Source organism: Vibrio sp. 14G-20 (assembly GCF_026241515.1).
Taxonomy (GTDB): domain Bacteria; phylum Pseudomonadota; class Gammaproteobacteria; order Enterobacterales; family Vibrionaceae; genus Vibrio.
On sequence record NZ_JAPHPW010000016.1, the window covers coordinates 30,578 to 48,572 of the forward strand.

19 protein-coding genes are annotated in these 17,995 nt (G+C 44.2%); 10 read left to right on the plus strand and 9 right to left on the minus strand.

Annotated elements, in window-relative coordinates:
- Nucleotides 1-295 precede the first annotated feature (295 nt).
- The gene (locus OQJ75_RS14920) at nt 296-2,167 is read left to right on the plus strand and encodes a methyl-accepting chemotaxis protein (RefSeq protein WP_265973969.1); all 1,872 of its coding nucleotides are present in this window, start codon (nt 296-298) and stop codon (nt 2,165-2,167) included.
- Nucleotides 2,168-2,263: 96 nt separating this feature from the next.
- On the opposite strand, the gene OQJ75_RS14925 is transcribed toward OQJ75_RS14920, so the two are convergent.
- On the minus strand, nt 2,264-3,670 hold the full coding sequence (locus OQJ75_RS14925) for an alpha-amylase family glycosyl hydrolase (RefSeq protein ID WP_265973968.1): 1,407 nt from the start codon (nt 3,668-3,670) through the stop codon (nt 2,264-2,266).
- A gap of 283 nt (nt 3,671-3,953) precedes the next feature.
- Nucleotides 3,954-4,346 (minus strand): peptidylprolyl isomerase PpiC, encoded by a 393-nt coding sequence (gene ppiC / locus OQJ75_RS14930; protein ID WP_265973967.1) that lies wholly within the window; start codon nt 4,344-4,346, stop codon nt 3,954-3,956.
- Between the two features lie 170 nt (nt 4,347-4,516).
- Here ppiC and OQJ75_RS14935 point away from each other — a divergent pair, with 170 nt between their 5' ends.
- A complete protein-coding gene (locus OQJ75_RS14935) occupies nt 4,517-5,431 on the plus strand; it encodes a chemotaxis protein (protein ID WP_265973966.1) in 915 nt (304 codons plus the stop codon).
- Between the two features lie 93 nt (nt 5,432-5,524).
- Here the strand turns inward: OQJ75_RS14935 and OQJ75_RS14940 are convergent, their stop codons facing one another.
- From OQJ75_RS14940 to hutW, 4 genes are all read right to left on the minus strand, one after another.
- Nucleotides 5,525-6,085, minus strand: a complete 561-nt coding sequence (locus OQJ75_RS14940; protein ID WP_265973965.1) for an ATP:cob(I)alamin adenosyltransferase — start codon at nt 6,083-6,085, stop codon at nt 5,525-5,527.
- 112 nt (nt 6,086-6,197) lie between these two features.
- On the minus strand, nt 6,198-6,728 hold the full coding sequence (gene hutZ / locus OQJ75_RS14945) for a heme utilization protein HutZ (protein ID WP_004731858.1): 531 nt from the start codon (nt 6,726-6,728) through the stop codon (nt 6,198-6,200).
- 149 nt (nt 6,729-6,877) lie between these two features.
- Nucleotides 6,878-7,399: a heme utilization cystosolic carrier protein HutX gene (gene hutX / locus OQJ75_RS14950; RefSeq protein WP_265973959.1), complete on the minus strand. Its 522-nt coding sequence runs from the start codon at nt 7,397-7,399 to the stop codon at nt 6,878-6,880.
- A gap of 57 nt (nt 7,400-7,456) precedes the next feature.
- On the minus strand, nt 7,457-8,866 hold the full coding sequence (hutW, locus tag OQJ75_RS14955; RefSeq protein ID WP_265973958.1) for a heme anaerobic degradation radical SAM methyltransferase ChuW/HutW: 1,410 nt from the start codon (nt 8,864-8,866) through the stop codon (nt 7,457-7,459).
- Between the two features lie 161 nt (nt 8,867-9,027).
- On the opposite strand from hutW, the gene OQJ75_RS14960 reads away from it, so the two are divergent.
- The 6 genes from OQJ75_RS14960 to OQJ75_RS14985 all read left to right on the plus strand — a co-directional run bounded on the left by OQJ75_RS14960 (nt 9,028) and on the right by OQJ75_RS14985 (nt 13,908).
- Nucleotides 9,028-9,831 carry an energy transducer TonB gene (locus tag OQJ75_RS14960; protein WP_265973957.1) on the plus strand — a complete coding sequence of 268 codons (804 nt, stop codon included), beginning with the start codon at nt 9,028-9,030 and terminating at the stop codon, nt 9,829-9,831.
- A gap of 2 nt (nt 9,832-9,833) precedes the next feature.
- Nucleotides 9,834-10,535, plus strand: a complete 702-nt coding sequence (locus OQJ75_RS14965) for a MotA/TolQ/ExbB proton channel family protein (protein ID WP_265973956.1) — start codon at nt 9,834-9,836, stop codon at nt 10,533-10,535.
- Nucleotides 10,532-10,945, plus strand: a complete 414-nt coding sequence (locus OQJ75_RS14970; protein ID WP_265973955.1) for an ExbD/TolR family protein — start codon at nt 10,532-10,534, stop codon at nt 10,943-10,945. Before OQJ75_RS14965 ends, OQJ75_RS14970 begins: the two co-directional genes overlap by 4 nt.
- A 149-nt stretch (nt 10,946-11,094) precedes the next feature.
- A complete protein-coding gene (locus tag OQJ75_RS14975; RefSeq protein ID WP_265973954.1) occupies nt 11,095-11,985 on the plus strand; it encodes a heme/hemin ABC transporter substrate-binding protein in 891 nt (296 codons plus the stop codon).
- A 103-nt stretch (nt 11,986-12,088) separates the two neighbouring features.
- On the plus strand, nt 12,089-13,126 hold the full coding sequence (locus OQJ75_RS14980; RefSeq protein ID WP_086712827.1) for a FecCD family ABC transporter permease: 1,038 nt from the start codon (nt 12,089-12,091) through the stop codon (nt 13,124-13,126).
- A complete protein-coding gene (locus OQJ75_RS14985) occupies nt 13,126-13,908 on the plus strand; it encodes a heme ABC transporter ATP-binding protein (RefSeq protein WP_265973953.1) in 783 nt (260 codons plus the stop codon). Before OQJ75_RS14980 ends, OQJ75_RS14985 begins: the two co-directional genes overlap by 1 nt.
- Nucleotides 13,909-14,314: 406 nt before the next feature.
- Here the strand turns inward: OQJ75_RS14985 and OQJ75_RS14990 are convergent, their stop codons facing one another.
- Complete coding sequence (locus tag OQJ75_RS14990) at nt 14,315-14,776, minus strand: TetR/AcrR family transcriptional regulator (RefSeq protein ID WP_004731875.1); 462 nt, start codon at nt 14,774-14,776, stop codon at nt 14,315-14,317.
- Nucleotides 14,777-15,308: 532 nt separating this feature from the next.
- On the opposite strand from OQJ75_RS14990, the gene OQJ75_RS14995 reads away from it, so the two are divergent.
- Nucleotides 15,309-15,608, plus strand: coding sequence for a YfcZ/YiiS family protein (locus OQJ75_RS14995; RefSeq protein WP_017062761.1), 300 nt, complete (start codon nt 15,309-15,311; stop codon nt 15,606-15,608).
- 37 nt (nt 15,609-15,645) lie between these two features.
- Here OQJ75_RS14995 and OQJ75_RS15000 read toward each other — a convergent pair whose 3' ends face one another.
- A complete protein-coding gene (locus OQJ75_RS15000; RefSeq protein WP_265973951.1) occupies nt 15,646-15,942 on the minus strand; it encodes a YnjH family protein in 297 nt (98 codons plus the stop codon).
- A gap of 103 nt (nt 15,943-16,045) precedes the next feature.
- Between OQJ75_RS15000 and OQJ75_RS15005 the strand changes: the two genes are divergently transcribed.
- Complete coding sequence (locus OQJ75_RS15005; protein ID WP_265973950.1) at nt 16,046-16,645, plus strand: hypothetical protein; 600 nt, start codon at nt 16,046-16,048, stop codon at nt 16,643-16,645.
- A 165-nt stretch (nt 16,646-16,810) separates the two neighbouring features.
- On the opposite strand, the gene OQJ75_RS15010 is transcribed toward OQJ75_RS15005, so the two are convergent.
- A complete protein-coding gene (locus tag OQJ75_RS15010) occupies nt 16,811-17,917 on the minus strand; it encodes a 1-acyl-sn-glycerol-3-phosphate acyltransferase (RefSeq protein WP_265973949.1) in 1,107 nt (368 codons plus the stop codon).
- Nucleotides 17,918-17,995 lie beyond the last annotated feature (78 nt).

A 17,995-nucleotide genomic window follows, 5' to 3' on the forward strand; every position in this document is an offset into this window, starting at 1 on the left:
CATATCTACTTATCCTCTCCATCGCTTTTTAATAGAAAACCACACACATAAACGTCTAATTAATAAATTATCAATACCCGTAGGCTCTAGGCTCGCGTGTATCTTCAACTCATTGAACCAAATACTAAAAGTAACAAATATGTGATTTAGTGAATTTTGTATTGTTTAGGTTGTTGTATTTTTGTAGTCTATTTTGTGAAATTACATTCAAGTAAATTCCAATCTCGTCGATATATAATTAGAAAAACACGATTAACTTTAGACTTCGCAAAGCCTGTGAGAAGGGGAACACTCAATGAAATTTAGCCATAAGGTGGTTGCTGCATCATCAGCCTTGCTGCTAGTGACAGTATCATTGCTTTCAATACAACAACTTTACACCGTAAGAAGTGCTGTAGAAAACCACGTCAATGCGAGCCTAAAAGAGATGGTCTCTGGCGTAAAAAATACAGTCGTATCAGAAATGAATGCCAAGAAAGCGTTGGCTCAATCGACTACTGAAGTCATCGAGATTAACCCTCAAGATCGCACTTACGTAAAAGAAATCCTAGAAAAACCAAAGCTTAAAAACAGCTTCCTAGCGGTTGGCTTTGGTTATGAAGCAAACGGTTTCGTCATTGAGAATGATGATGGTTGGGAAGCCGGTCCAGATTACGACCCACGAATCCGCCCTTGGTACATTGATGCTAAATCTAAAAACAGTTTAGTTGTTACCGCGCCTTATGTGGATGCATCAAGTAAGAAAGTCATCATCTCAGTCGGTACGCCAGTTAAAGACAACGGCCGCTTTACTGCAGGTATGTTCTACGACCTAGAACTGACCAACCTTGCGACCTTAGTCAACCAAGTGAACTTGTTCGATGCGGGCTACCTATTCCTAGTGACAGCCGACGGTACAACGATTGCTCACCCAAATGCTAAAAACAACGGTGAAACGCTTTCAAGCTACATGCCACAAGCGACTATTCGTGAAGGCTCTCAAGAGATTGAAGTCGACGGCAAAATGTTCCTTGTTAACTTCACACACATCCCAAGTGAAGATTGGTACATCGGCGCAATCCTAGATGAAGAGATCGCTTACCAAACCGTCGAAGACCTGAAAAACAGCTCAATGATCTACTCTTTGCTTGCTGTAATTCTTAGTATCGTTGCACTAACGGTTCTGATCCGCGTGTTGATGCGTCCATTGGATGCACTTAACCAAGCGATTCAAGATGTAGCGAGCGGACAAGGTGACTTAACTAAGCGTCTGGATACCAATACAGACCAGGAGTTCTCTGACCTAGCGAAAGGCTTCAACACCTTTACCGAAAACCTGCAAAATCAAATCATTCAATCGAAAGCGATTGGCGTTGAGATTAAGCGTGGTACGGAATTCACAGTGAAAGGTGCTGGCGAATCTGCGAATGCGATGAACACGCAACTGCAAGAGCTTGAGCAGCTAGCGACCGCAATGAACGAGATGGCGGTTACCGCAACAGAAGTAGCAAACAACGCTCAAGGCGCTGCGGCTGCGGCTCGTGAAGCTGATGAAGCAACGCTAGACGGTACCTCTGTAGTTAGTGAAACCACTCAAGCGATTGATAACTTATCTGAGCGTATCGACCAAGCCGTTGCAGAAGTACAAGTACTTGAATCAGCAACCGCAAACATCGAAACGATTCTTAAGGTAATCAACGACATTGCTGACCAAACCAACCTACTAGCACTAAACGCAGCGATTGAAGCAGCGCGTGCGGGTGAATCGGGTCGTGGTTTCGCAGTCGTAGCCGATGAAGTTCGTACTCTGGCGCAACGTACTCAAGAATCGACCACTGAAATTCGTAACATGATCGAGCAGCTTCAAGCAGGCGCAAGCTCAGTATCGAATGCGATGAACCAAAGTAAAGACACCGCAACTGACGCCGTTGAACGTGCTCAGCAAGCTAACTCTTCACTTGACCGCATCCGTGACGCGATTCAGCGTATCTCTGATATGAACATCCAGATTGCTTCAGCAGCAGAAGAGCAGAGCTTAGTAGCGGAAGAGATCAACAACAACACAGTTAAGATCAAAGACCTTTCAACACAAGTATCTACAGCGGCTCAAGAAGCGAATACCGCAATGCAGCAGCAAACTGACAATGTTCGCCAACAAGACGAGCTATTGAATAAGTTCACGGTCTAGCCACGGTTCGGTTTAGTTATCGAGCAATAGCTTAAAATAAAAAGCCCCGCTTACTGATTGCCAGTAAGCGGGGCTTCTCTTTCTAACCTATCCGAGTTAACTCGTGACAGGTTTCAATTCATTCGTCGTCAACATCATGCATTGGTTCGATTCCACCTTGATGGTTAAATCCTTACCCACACATTCAAACACATCACCCGACATTAAATCGGTTACCGCACCTGTCCAATTTAATGAGGCGGTTTTGCTGCGTTTCGACTTGTTAATCACCACAATGCCTTTGTCACCGCGGACAAATACCAGCAAGTCATCATTCGCTTCAACCACACGCATCGCTTCGCCATGAACATGATTATGGAATTGAATCATGCTTTTCATGTAAGGCGCTTGCCAGTCGTTAAGCCAACGAGGCTGACCATTCTGATCCAAAATACCGCTCGTGCTTAATTCACTGTAAACCAGTGGTACACCGCCATCACGACCAAGAATAAAGGCATGAGCCAATCGCTCGTCCACTTCATCCATCACATGTTCCAAAAACACCTCGTTGTTTGGAATGTCATGAGTCACGGCAAAGGTGATAGCTCTCATGTTCGATAGAGCCTGACCAAAACAGTAAGGGTTGATCAGAGACTTAAAGCTGCCCTGCTCTTCAAAGGCCTTGAAAATGGTATTGAACAGAGGAAAATCGTACGCACCTAAACGCGTGTGTTTCAGGTACGGCTCAAGGAACAGCTCGTACTCTTCTTCCGTCGCACCGCCATCGGTAATGATCTCGCCAAAGATGTGCATTTCTTCACAGATATCATCAGTCCATACCTTGCGAAGGTGTGCCAGTGTCATGTGCTTTGCCGCATCAATGCGAAACCCTTTCACACCAATGGCTTTCAGTGCTTTTAGGTAGGCTCTTTGCTGTGCCACGACATTATCGTTGTCCAACAGCGTTGGCAGGCCAGGATCGCTAGCGCCGCCAGTAATACGCCCGTTTTGCACTTCCCAAGTGTCTTTCCAGTTCTTGATACCAAACGCTTCCACGAAGTCGTTCTCATCAAATAAAGGCTCAGAAAGGTCACCAAACAAACGTATGGATTCATAATAGTCAGCATCTTTTTGATAAGACGCCATGTCTTGCTGATTGGGATACGTTAGATCACCGCGGATACCCGATTCGTTGGCCATGTGGTTGAACACAACATCTACATAGGTACGAAGCCCGTGTTGCTTTAACGTGTTCACCATCGCAGTGAAGTCTTGCGTGTCACCAAGTTGATTATCGATCACACGGTAATCTTGGGGTTGATAGCGTTGCCACCATTGGGTGCCAGAATTTCGGTCGCAACCTTTAGGCCCGCGCAGCGATTTCATCGCCGGTGATACTAAAACAGATTTATAACCCAACTCTTGGATCAGTGGGGCGTTCTTCATTACGTCAGCGTAGCACCAGTCAAAGGCATGCAATATGACATCTGTCGCTGGGTTGCTTAACATAGCTGAACTCTCCATGTTGTTCTCCTACCAAACTCGTTTACAGCTTTCTAGATAAATACAAAGGCTAAAAGGCAAAGCTGCATAAATTTCCTTAAGAATGGTATTTATTATATGAGTTACTCATTAAAACCCCTCATCCTCCCACTGATTAGTCACGGCGGATAGTTAAGGGCGTAGCACCAATTATCGCATAACGTCTGGGATGAACACTCAACCGTAGTGCTTTAAAACGCGCAAAAAAGTCACAAAAAAGGAGCGTATATACGCTCCTTTTATTCAATCTAACACATAATTATCATTAAGTTCTGTAAAGAACCTTCACGACGTGCCAGCCAAATTTTGTTTTCACAAGGTGTGGTACAAGCGTCTCGCCAGAGAAACAAACCTTATCAAACTGAGGCACCATTTGACCTTTTTTGAACTCGCCTAGGTCGCCGCCCTTTTTACCAGATGGACAGGTTGAATGTTTCTTCGCTAGCGTTTGAAATTTAGCGCCCTTTTTAAGCTGCGTCATGATGTCTTCTGCTAGTTCTTTATGCTTCACCAAAATATGAAGCGCTGCTGCTGTTCTTGCCATGATAATTCTCAGTTTGTTGCTGCCAGTGTACTTACGACGATTGCTTAGAACATCGCTAATGAACTGACTGTTGTAAATCTGTTTACCGCTAACGGCGTATCGACATAAATTCATCGACAGCCAGCGTTTGACGTGATTTTAACCCAAGAACCGCTATTCTTCACTCTATAACCGAAAACAACTGCCTTAAAGACCACTAAAAACCGCATCGCGACTTGCTGCGGCTTCCATTTCCCTTTAAATTAATCCTTATAAATTAAGCGCGTATTAAGTAGGAGCCACTTATGGCCAAACCGATCAGTAAAGCGAGTCAGTCACAGGGAATGTTGATGTTCAAGTTATCCCTCACTCAAAGTTTTGCGATTGGCACGCTTAAGGTCAGAGAAATCGTCCCTTTTCAGCCGATGACTCAGATCCCCTACTCCCATCATCACGTGATTGGTACAGTGACTATCCGCGACCTTACGGTTCCAGTTATTGATATGTCCGCTGCGATTGGCTTCCGCCCGATAACACCCGCTGAATACCAAGATTGTGTACTCATCGTTACTGATTGTTTAAGAACAGTTGTGGCATTCTTGGTTCGTTCAATTGATAAAATCATTGAATGCGACTGGAAGAGTATTGAATCTCCACCCACCAGTGTGGGTCGCAATGTGTTTGTAACGGGTATTACACGTTTCGAAGACCGTATTGTGCAAATGCTCGATGTGGAACTGCTGCTTTCTAAGATCTACCCAGCTTATGAGAATGCTCATATCCCGATGCTGACCGATGTAGAAAGGGAACGCCTCAAAGCGTTGAACATCTTATTGGTGGATGATTCCTTGATTGCGCGTAAACAGTTATCAGATGCCTTAGAGAGCATCAACATCCCTTACAGCATTTGTAACAACGGCTTAGATGCCATCGACCTGATGCGACGCCAAGCCAGCACTGGCAATGCCATTGATCTTCTGGTGAGTGATATTGAGATGCCGGGATTAGATGGTTATGAGCTTGCATTTGAAGTACAAAACGACAGCGCTTTAAGTCACGCTTACTGTATTTTACATACCTCACTATCCAGTGAGATCTGTGTTGACCGTGCCAATCAGGTGGGGGCACATGAAGCGCTTGAGAAGTTCAATGCGGGTGAATTAATCGAAGCAATGCTACGCGGTGCAAAAGTCTTAAACGGCGCCTCTACGGCTGCTTAGGCTCTGTTTAGAAGCTAAACCTAGCATAGTGCTCAATGGTTTAGCTTCTTAATCTCTTATTTCTGCAAATCTTAATAAGAATAGAGCTAACCGTTAGTCTTTGTTTTCTGGCTTAGACTTTTTCGGCATAGAGTAGCTCTTACTTACAAATTCCACTTCCTCGACTTCATTGACATGATTGGTAAAAGAGGCCAATGCATAGAGAGTGTTCGCCACTAAGTTAGCGTATTTAAAAAGAATCGGATCCGGTGACTTTTTGCTTTCATGGTGCTCAATGCTCACCAAAGCTCGCACGACCTTTTTAGCCTGACAACGACACAAGTGAAGTTCACTAGACACTCGGTGCCCACCGGGTAAGACAAAACCTTTGAAACCACCTTCTAGCTGATCGCGGATACGATGATAGTCTTGCTTGAGCTCGACCAATTCAGACTCGGTGATGGCAAGCTTACCGCGCACAGAGCCATTCAAATGGTAGATGTTTGGCTGCAAGCGTTGCAGGATCTCACGAACCTGAGGCTCTAGATCTAAAGACAATACCAAGCCCACTCGGCAACAAAGTTCATCCGACAAAATCTCAAAATCACAGATAGGACTGTCTTCATAAATAAACGGGTAGCAGAACTCGTCCCAATCTCGACTTACTGGTTTCACGTAGCGATCCTTACACATAAATATAATCAGACGCCAATATACCAAACTCTTTGATTTAGACATAAAAAAGCCCTCACATTGGAGGGCTCCTGAAGAAACCGGTTAAACGAGATTACTCGTTAGACACTTTTTTGTGGCCTTCTTGTAGGTGAACGAAATCCACCAGATCGTCGCCTGACACTTGGTATGCTTGACCAAAGCCTTTAACGAACAGGCCGTTCTCTGCTTTAAGGTTGAACAGAGAGAAATCTTGAAGTTGGCTCAAACCATCAATGATTTCACCAAAACGCTCTTGCATCTGGCCGATCACTTGAGTCCAAAGTTCCGTTTCACGCTCCACAACACTTGCTTGAGCATCAAACGTTAAACGCTTACGTGCGTAAAGCTGCTTCGAGCTCTCTTCGTCTTCAATCATCATCAAAGAGACCTGAGGGTTCGCTTTCAAGTTACGAGCATGACGAGCAATATCAGAAATTAGAACAAAGTAACCTTCTTGGTTCTGAACGAAAGGTGCGTAACTTACGTTCGGGCGGCCTTCTTCATCAACCGTTGCAAGTTGAAGGGTACGGCGCTCTTGGCGAAACTCTTTAATTTCTGGACCTAGGCGACCTTGTAGACGTTCTTGTTTTACTTGCTGTTCCATGGGTAATTCCTTTCTTCACTTTCTCTGATTTATTATTTTTGCCCGAGGTTGAGCGATCATTAGCGAACTAAACGATCCTCGAGCATTGATGTCTTGTTTAAACCAGTTGACAACCCTATGTAAGATTGCTGCTGATTATTTACTATTGATTAAGCTTGTTCTTTTAGCGCTTTAAAGCGTGCTACTTGGTCGGCAATAAGCTCACGCTTTTCGTTGCGGCCTAGGTAAATCTTAAAAATGTTCTCACCGGTTTCACTGAAGAAGCCGAAGTAATGACTTTCACGACCCATGAACGCCTTGCTCACCAAACCGATATGTTTAACGTTGTCCAGTTTTAGGTGGCCATGAAGCTCGCCCTCTTTGCCCATCAGGTTGTAGTAACCACGCGCTACTTTACCTTTCGGGAATGGTGCTTTTACTTCAAAGATAGAACCAAATGAATGCACGATAGTGGTCACAGGGCCCCAACCCACTAAACCTTCTAGAATCTCTTGAGCACGGCTGCCATCTAGCATTACCGCCATGTCGTTTGGAAAAGCAGCAACCACTTCAACCTCTGAAACACCTAGCTTCTCAGCAATTGCTGTTGGCAGTAGTTTTGGCTCTTCTTCCAAAATTCGAGCGACACGTTGATCTAGAGTTTCTGTCATTTCTAATGTTGTATCTGTCATTGAATATGTTCCGTATAAACGAGTAATTTACGTAAGTTATAAACTAAAAATTCGATATTAAGCGTGCTTCAAACTTGCATGCGGATGTGCGCCCGAAACTGATGCTTTAGGCGCAGGATGCATAGCTTGGTATTCAGCGTTAAGCACTTGAATTACACTCTGTGCAAGGCTTACCGCCCAAAAGCTGCCAGCAATAGTCAGGCTCAGATAATCTTCCGAAAGCTCAACTAAACCGTTATTTCCCCAATGCGCGAACAGAGGTTTTAGGTAGTCGAACGTGTCTTGTCCCATAAAGGTCGGCAACGTGCTTCTTCTAACAACACCAGAATCAAAGCCTGCCTTCAATGTCGAGAAGATTGGCTCTAATGAGCTTTGCTTCGTCATCATCGCAATCGGCAACTGACCTTGTTTTATAGACTCCATGTAGCTGTCTAAAGTTCGATGTTGCATCACGCCATGACCACCAATGTTGCCACCAGCACCACAACCAATTGGAAGCACTTCGGCATAGGTTTTCGCTAAGCTGTTGTAAATGCTACGTTCGCGGTTATCGCGAGTCCAGTGATTCACGCTCAGCTGTTTAACCTTGTGCTTAGCCATGAACTCAACACCCGCCAAGTACATACTCGCCTTATCAGGCGTATTGGCCGGTGGTGGGATTTTTCCTTTCTCAACAAGATTAAGCATAGGTGCATTGCCTGCAACGATCAGTTGGTAGAGGTCAATACCGTGTGCGCCAGTAGACATGTAGTCTTCTAAATCTTGTTGGAACACTTCCATAGACTGGTGCGGTAATCCGTATAACAAATCAAGAACGATTGGTGCTTGCTCTGTACGACTTAGTGAACTGATACGTTCTAGCACAACCTCTCGGTCATCTAGGCGCTTAGCACTGCGTCGAACTTGAGTGTTGAAACTTTGAATACCAAAGGAGAAACGGTTGAAACCACCTTCAAGCGCACGATCAAACATCTCGTCGCCAAAGCGATTGATGCGCCCTTCTAAAGTCATTTCCACATCGTTTGCTAACGGGAAGTATTGGCGAATCGCCTTACCTAGTTGCTCTACCTGCAGAGGCGATAGATCGGTAGGTGTTCCACCACCAATGTAGACGGCGTGAAATAATCCAGACTGAGCCCAAGGCGTTTTGGCTTTTTGCTTCAACTCAACCATCAGAGCATCGAAGTACTCATCCACTAATTTGCGGCTTGCAGCATTTTGGAAGAAGTTACAGAACGTACAGCGCACACGGCAGAAAGGAATGTGGATATACAAGCAACGCTTATCCTGTTTCCTCCCTTCGCTTAACATCAGTTCATCAAAGAGCTCCAACTTCTTGCTCGGGTCGACCGGAATTGAACTTCCTCCGGCATGTGCAGAATGCTTTTTCGCAAACGCAAAACGAAGCGGATCAGGGCTAGAAACACCCAAGATTGATTCGTCAAATTTATAAATATTAAGACTCATATAATCTCTCTAAACACTTACATAGCAAAGTCTGGAAGACTATTCGCTAAAAACTGAGAGAATCATAAATAGAGCTAAATGATAATGCAATTGATAATTGATCTTATTTAGATTCTAAGCAATAATCCGATACAGAATTTTGATTTGGTAAAGGATTGATTGTGAACGTTCCTAGATATGTTATTGCAGGCGGTGCATCGTTGGTGATTCATGCGGCGCTATTGTTTGTCGCTCAAGAATCCAAAGTATTTGCGATGCCTGCAGGTAGCCAATCGAACACGGTATCGATCAACTTCACGCCTAAAAGCGCTCCTTCTCAAGCTCAGCAAAAAACGGTTACAGAACCCGTTGAACCCAAACCAATTGAGGAAACCGTCTCACAAGCTGAACCTAAACCTGTCGAGCCGAAGGCCGTTAAGCCAAAGCAAGCCAAACCGACACCAAAGAAAAAAGCGATCACCAATAAGCCTCAACCGAAGAAAGTAGAGAAAAAGGTTGTTGAAAAGAAAGTCGAGAAGAAGCCGGTTCAAAAGAAGCCGGTGACTGAGAAAAAGGCCGTGAAGAAAGAACGCCCAGAACCAGCCACTAAACCAGAGAAGCTGGCCGACAAGAAAGTCGATAAGAATATGGACGAGTCTGCCAACCAACCTCAGGAAGTAAACCAAGGCGTATCAAACCAAGAACCGGTGCTAGTAACTAAGCCTTCTTTCTCTGCACGCCCTACACCGCCGAATTATCCTCGCCAAGCCAGACGTCGTGGCGTTGAAGGTGTCGCAACTTATGAGATCTGGTTAGACGCTGAAGGCAAACAAATTAAACAAGCATTAGTAAATTCATCAGGCGCACTAATGCTCGATAACGCCGCTTTAGACGCCATTAAACAATGGAAATTCTCACCTCATACTGTCAATGGTCGAGCGATTGCTCACCGAGTACAAATACCTGTTCGTTTTAGGTTGGATTAATCATGCAACAAATCAGTTACTTACAAGATCAACTGGGCTTAATGACTTGGCCTCTTCTTATCTGCTCAGCATTAACAGCAATGATCATCGCAGAACGTATCTTCCAAGTTATGTTAAGCATCGGCGTTGGCAAACGTGCCATTCGTCGCGAGTTAAACCAAATCTCACCAACCAACAGTAAAGAGATTGAAGCGCTCGCTCAATCGATTTCAGGTAAACGACCGCTACTGTACAAGGGTGTGTCGATGTTGCTTGCTCACCACTCTTTTTCGAAAGGACTACGTGAAGATGCAGCAGGCATCTGGCTACAAGAAAAACGCCACCAGCTGCACGCAGGTTTAAGGTTGCTTGGTTTAATCGGCGTGATCAGTCCACTCATTGGCTTGCTTGGTACGGTGCTTGGTCTTATTGAGATGTTCAAAGGTGTAGCTGCTACCACCGGAAGTATTACACCAAATGATCTAGCTGACGGCCTTGGCTTAGCAATGAGAACCACTGCGGCAGGTTTGATGATTGCACTGCCTGCGATCTCAGGGTCTCAACTGCTTGGACTTTGGGCCGATAGGGTTTTGGCGCAGCTAGAACATACTTTGAATTATGTGAATGTGTGGTTAGAAGGCATGTCGATTCAAACTAATCAGTCTGACGAAACTAAAGATTCATCATTAAACAAAGTCGCTGTCGGTGATGCGAGACAAGCATGATTAAAACGCCCCACTCATCTCAAACACAAAGTTTGGCTCCGGACTTAACACCGCTGCTCGACATCATTTTTATCGTGATGGTATTCCTGCTGCTGACAGCATCGGTGAAGTTGGAGTCATTAGAAGTCGAACTGCCGAGCTCTGATATTAAGAACGTTTCTGAAGTTCATAAAGATTCGATTAGCGTCAATATCTTAGATCACGAACCCTACTGGGCGATTAACGGCCAAGAGTACATCGACTGGGAAAACTTCAAGATTGCATTGCTAGAAGAAACAGGCACATCATACAAGAAGCCGATCATCATTGGTGCAGATAAAGCCGCTAACGTGGAGAACCTAGTGAAGCTGCTTTCATTCCTTCAGGAGAACGGAATACCAGCGACTCAATTACTCACTGAAGATGGCTAGAACAACACTCAATTTTCACGAGGTTTAGCTTCTGACCGATAAGACTAAACAATCAGAGCTAAGCCTCTCTATCGATTCGAACTCACAATGCGAACGGACTGCTCACTGAGTATCTTCGCGATACAAAAAGAAAATATAAAGAACTTATTATGAACAACTTAAACGTGCTCAATAAATTAAAGACCAAGACACATCTCCTTTCAATGGCCGCTATGAGCTTGGCATTGACTGCTCCAGCCGCGATGGCAAACGACGTTGAGCAACCTCGCATCATCAGTGCCGGTAGTGCCGTTACAGAATTAGTTTTAGCGCTTGGCGCAGAAGAACAGTTAGTAGGTATTGATGTAACCAGTCGCTTCCCTCAGTCTGAAAAGCTACCAAAGATTGGCTACCACAGAAACCTTTCTGCTGAAGGCTTACTTGCCCTAGAGCCAACCACTCTGATTGGGTCGGATGAAATGGGACCAGACAACGCGATTTCTCAATTAAAATCGGCAGGCGTCGATGTGGAGATCGTGAACACTGAAGCAAACGTGGAAGGACTATTAAAGCGTATCGACCAAATCGCAAAGATCACCCATACCGAAGACCACTCACAGCAAGTGAAAGCCGAAGTGAATCAAAAAATTGCAGCACTGAAAGCGAACCAAGTACCAAGCAATGAAGCGAAGAAAGTTCTGTTCCTGTTACTGCATGAAGGTCGCCCTGCGAACGTTGCTGGCGGTGAAACATCACCAAACGCAATCATCGAATTAGCTGGCGGCATCAACCCTGCCGCTCAGAGCTTAAGGTCTTACAAGCCACTTTCAATGGAATCACTCGTTGAGATGCAACCTGATGTCATTTTAGTAAGCGGCCGTAGTTATCAAAAAATGGGCGGCGCAGATGCCATCCTGAAATCACTACCTATGCTAGCGGCAACGCCTGCAGGTATGAACAAGCAAATCATTACCGTAAATGGCAGTGCTTTGGTTGGCGGGCTTGGCCTAGAAAGTCTCTCTGAAGCTAAGCGTTTAAACGCACTTATCTACCCGCTATAACTCGACCATCCTATTTCTGCTATCGCTAATTCGCTTCTCTTCACCAACTGACTCACGTTGTTGGTAAAGGGATTAAAGTTAGCGATAGATATTGAGGCCCTTTATGTTGTTACGCTCCGTCCCACTAAAAACGTCGATGTTAGGCCTAGGTGCTACCCTAGCCTTTGTCGCACTGTATTCGATCACTGTTGGGCCAATGAACATTAGCTTAGCGGACAGCGCTACAAGCTTAATTCAACCAAACAATGACTTAGCACCTCACATCAACTTGGTGATTCAAGAAATTCGCTTACCTAGAACCATCTTGTGCATGCTGATTGGTGCGATCCTCGCCTTGTGTGGCGCAGTGATGCAGGGTTTGTTTCGAAACCCACTTGCAGAACCTGGCATCATCGGTGTGTCTGCGGGCGCAGCATTAGGTGCTGCACTGGCTATCGTTTTGTTCTCTGAGCTTTCACTTCAATACCCTGCCTTCATGAACTTTGCAGCGGTACCTGTGTTTGCCTTTTTGGGCGGCGCCTTAACCACGCTGCTGGTTTACAAGCTTGGTACTGGCAAATTCGGCACTTCAGTAACCATCATGTTGCTGGCAGGTGTGGCGATCAGCGCACTATCAGGCGCAGGTATTGGCTTCTTAAACTTCATTGCTGATGACCAAATGCTGCGTGATCTTTCACTATGGTCGATGGGTTCACTGGCAGGAGCAAAGTGGTCGGGTATTTTGCTTGCTGCAGTTACGCTCGTGGGTCTGTTTGTTGTGTTCTACCGCCAAGCGATGTCTTTGAATGCCCTATTACTGGGTGAATCAGAAGCGCAACACCTTGGCATTCCAGTACAGAAACTTAAACGAAAGCTGATTCTACTAACAGCTGCGGGCGTTGGTATCACAGTGAGCCTATCAGGCATGATTGGCTTTATCGGGCTTGTGATCCCTCATTTAGGTCGCATGTTAGCGGGCCCAGATCATCGAGTCTTACTTCCCCTATCAGCGGTTCTAGGCGCATTACTGCTAACGGCTGCAGACATGTTCTCTCGCGTGGCTCTGGCACCAGCTGAGTTGCCAGTGGGTATTGTCACTGCAATCATCGGCGCTCCATTCTTCTTGTATCTATTATTCCAACAGAAAGGGAGAATCCTTTAATGTTTCCTGCAGCGTTAAAAGCAACCGACATCGAAGTGAAGTTCGGCAGTAAAGTGATTTTAGATGGCGTTTCTATTGAGATTGAAGCAGGAAAGGTAACCACACTGCTTGGGCCAAACGGCGCGGGAAAAAGCACGCTGCTGAAAGCTCTATGTCAGGAGATATCGAGCACAGGTGATATCCAGTATTTTGGACACACCAAAGACAAGTGGCCTTCTCAAAAATTGGCGAAGCATCTGGCTATGCTACCTCAGCACAGTACGTTGACCTTCCCATTTCTGGCGCACGAAGTTGTTGAGCTTGGTGGTATTCCTCTGCAAGAATCAAACAAACAGCTCACTAGTATCGCTTGCCAAAAAATGGATGTTGCCGATGTCACTCACCTGAGTGAAAGGCTCTACCCTTCCCTGTCTGGCGGTGAAAAACAACGTGTTCACTTAGCTCGAGTGTTAACCCAGCTTCACCACTCTGGCGACCAATGTATCTTAATGCTTGATGAACCGACATCAGCACTGGATCTCGCCCACCAACACAACACCTTAAAGATTGCGAGAGAATTAGCCGATAACCACAATGCCGCGGTTATCGTGGTTTTGCATGATCTCAACTTAGCCGCGCAGTATTCCGATCGATTAGTGGTATTAAAAGATGGCAATTTAGTGTGTGATGGCAAGCCTTGGGATGCGCTGAAACCTTCGATGATAGAAGATGTGTATGGTTACAAAAGTATCGTAGAAAAACACCCAACCATGAGCTTCCCTCAGGTTCACCCCGCACAATAAGTCCGATTAAGGATCGACTCATTTTGAGTATTCGTTCTTAATAACAATGACGTAATCTTAAGCCTCGATTTTTTCGAGGCTTTCTTATTGGCTCAAAGCTACTCTCTCGGCTTATATTCAATTTTATTAACTACCATAGCAATAAACACCAAAACGTCTCACCTTGAGCGTTTGAGGTTCTGTAAATGAACATTACCCGTTAGAGTTACTTAGCTTTTAACTCTGGAAAGGGAAATAAGGCTTGAACGTAAGCACATAAAAAGAAAAGAAATAACTTGATTCAACATCATTCAACACATCAGTAATACAGCGACATCGGTGTGGGGGATTGAGAGAAAAACGCACAAGAAGTGAAACTACAGGCACAAAAAAAGCCCCCGCAGGAGCTTCTTTTATTGAGTGCTGATTATTGGCTCATACGAATCAATGATTTACCAATCAACCACTCTAGTTCTTTACCGCTAGTATCGCCAAACTGAGTTTCAGTCAGCTTGTATAGACGATCAATACCGTTTGCAGCGAACTCATGTGCGCTCTCTGCAGTAACGATATGATGGAAAAGTAAACGTAAGATTGCTAGGAACTCTGCGTCTTCAAGTGCTGCAACCCAGCTAGCTGAAAATGCGTCAAGGCCATTTTCGAAGTCAATGTGTTCCATGAACATCTTGAAAATACGACCGTCTAGAGCAGCAGTAAAATCCGTTTTCTTTGGAAAGTGATGACTTATACCTGTACGAGAAACACCCGTTTGTTGACTCAACGTCGTGTATGACATCTTGTCGTAACCCAATCTTAGCAGCTGGTCTACAACGGCATCCATGATTTTCTGGATCGTGATTTCTGTATCTTCTTTACTACGCTTTGGCATATTCAGGCTCTTCTCTTTGTAAATCCATCTAACTCAATCAAATGAAGTCAGAATGAAAATCGTTATCAGCATTATGTGAGCAAGGTATTTTTTCGCAAGTATTTCCATTAAATACCAACAAATACTTTGTACGAACAATTTTACAGTGCTGCCTCTTTGGGCACTTTGTCTAATTATCCTTCAAAAGTCACCTTACCTCTCTAAGTGGTTAATCTAAAATAACAACTTAGAATATCAAATACCCAACAATAAATTCATTGTATAAATACCTATCAAGCAATAGATAGTCTTATAAAATTAGTTACGACGCAACTAACTGAATGATATTCTAACAAATTAATGACACTGCTTATCAACAAAACATGAGATAGATCACATACATATTTAGTGACGCGAATGTACACATTCATTTAACCCCTTCAACAAACAACATAGCATACCAGTACAAATTAGTTCAAAGATTTTAATTTTTGTAGATACAGTTCAAATTGCTCGTTAGAATAACCTCAGACTTTGTAAGAGGATTATTTATATGAGCCAAGATATTGGTAACAACGATGTATGTGAAGCTTGCGGCTGTGCAGGCGAAATCGGGTTCATCATCAAAGAAGGCGACGATGTTGCTGAAGTAACGGTTTACGGAAACTCAAAAGCACTTATTGAAGCTGAGTTTGCTAAGTACGTTGAACTTGCTAAACAAGTGTCTAGCAACGTTGAATTTGAAGCATCAGAGATGACAGAAGAAAGCACAGAGTTGCACGCTCGCTTTAAATTTGAAGTTAGCGCTGAGAAGATTATTTTTGAACTTAAGACTCGCTCTCTAGCGCGTTAATATAAGCATTTATATTTTTATTAAAAGACGAGTTGAATTACTCGTCTTTTTTTAATTGAACCCAAGCCAGTGAACCATTTTGCTCAAAATCGTTTTCTGCAGCGCACTGAATCGCTACGCCCCCCACCTCTAACACTGCCCCAATGCTATAAGCCTTGTCATCGTAATAACAAACTCGTTGCGGTTGACCCCCTTGTGTGACAACCACTGCAGCTTTACCGGGCGTTGAAATTACTTTGTTGGCACTCGCAGACATTGAGCCAAACATTGAAGCCGCTATCAAAAAGACCTTAATAATTCGTATATTTACTCTAATCATTGATTTACCTATCATCTTTGCTCTATTCCTCGTTAATCTACCGCCAAATGGGTAAAACACTATGCGAGATTAATTTTTCCATTATAGTGTTAGCGTCTATCGTAATAAGAAGCCTGTTATGCTCAGAATAATTGCACTTATTATTGGTTCCTTAACCATAACAAATGTCAGAGCTGAACCACTCGATCACTATCAAATATTGAACCATCTCGATAATTACGGAAACTTATATCTACGAAATAAGCCTTATACATCACTTCCAACTGGCTTGGTGGTCGATGGTAATCTCAATATAGAGAACACTGCGATCACACGCCTACCCAAAGGGTTAGAAGTGAACGGCAGCCTGAAAGGCTCTAACAGCCAACTCACTCGAGTCCCGAGCGGGGTTAAGATAAAAGGTTACGCCGACTTGATTGGCAGCCAAATTACCAGCTGGCCAAGAGGTGTAAGAGTGGGCGGTTTTATCAACCTCACCGATACTCCACTGGAAAGGCTACCGAATGGCTTTAGGGTGAAAGGCGATCTGAGCGTGATCCGCACTCCTTTAACTGAGCTACCTAATGGGATCGTGATTGATGGTGACTTATATATAGGCGGTTCTGGGATTACTGCATTCCCCGAGACTATGACAATCAAAGGCAACATCTATCTGGGCGGCAACACTGTAACCACATGGCCGACCAATCTAGAGCTCGGTGGCGCAGTCGCTCGATAATTCAGGCTAAAGCTCTATTACTCTATTGCTCTATTGCTCTATTGCTCTAATACGTTAATGCTAGATCACAGTAGCAAGTAGCGATTCAGAAACAAAAAAGGAGCCTAAGGCTCCTTTTTCAATTCAATCAAGTTGCTAATCAACTAACAAGCTAACTAACACTCGTTAACCAATGTTCTTCACTGGGTTCGCGTAGCTATCGATTAAGTACTGACGCGCGCCTTGTGGCAGGCTCGATAGTTTAGCTTCAAACTCTTGTTTAACTGCCGCTGTAATCGACTCATCTTCTTTTTCTGCTGCCAGCAAGTTTACAGGGAACAGTTTATAGTTACCGTGGATCTGACGATCGATCTCTTCAGCAAGCGCTTCAGGGGTATCAAAATCTTGGTCGATAACCTGACCGAAGCCAACGTGAACGCGTCCTTTATTACCGATGATGCCTTGAATGATACTTTCGATATCTTCAAACTCACCCTTTTCGTAACTACCGTTTACGTCTTTTTCGAAAAGCTCTATCGCTTTAGCCGTGTCACATGGGTCGTTCTCGTAAGAAATTGCCACAGGAACAATCTTCAATGACTTCACGTATTCAGGGAAAGCAATTTTTTGCTTACGTCCTTCAACGTGGAACATTTTTAAGATTGCTGGCTCAGTAAAATCGTTACCATCTTTAGCACGACCTTCCTTTTGAGCAATCCAAATTGAGTTGCCCGTTTCTAGAGAGTGCTTAATGTAAGAAGACAACTGCCCTAGCGCTTTCATCATCTCACGCGGTCCTTTCAAAGAACGCTTTACGATGAAGCTCTTGTTCAAACGCATCAGTTCAGTCGCACATGGCTTCTTTAGCAGGTTGTCACCAATAGCAATGCGACAAGTCTGGTGGTTATTTTGATGCAGAGCGTAGTTAACAAGTGCAGGATCCATAGCGATATCACGATGGTTAGAAACAAACAAATAAGCTTGATTCGCATCCAGTGACTCTACGCCAGTGTATGTAACACCATTGGTCGTCTTAGCTAGCGTGTCGCGTAAGTACTTTTTAACTTCAATCTGAATGGATTCAACGCTGGTCAGCTTGCTCCATTTCATTTTCAAGTAAACGCGTAAGATCGGGCTCATTAATGCTTTAAACCAAGACGCATGGTTTGAAAAACGGTAGTGCAGAATCGCACTGATAAATTCTTCATCATTAATAAGACGGTTTAGTGCCGCAGGAATTTCATCATCGTCGTAAGGACGAATATCAACATATGGATCGCTTGGAGAGGTCATTTTTTAATTCATATAATAAAAAGCTGGTTCATTCTACGCGTTGTTTTGACTTCTCGCAGCTACAGAGCCCATACTTTT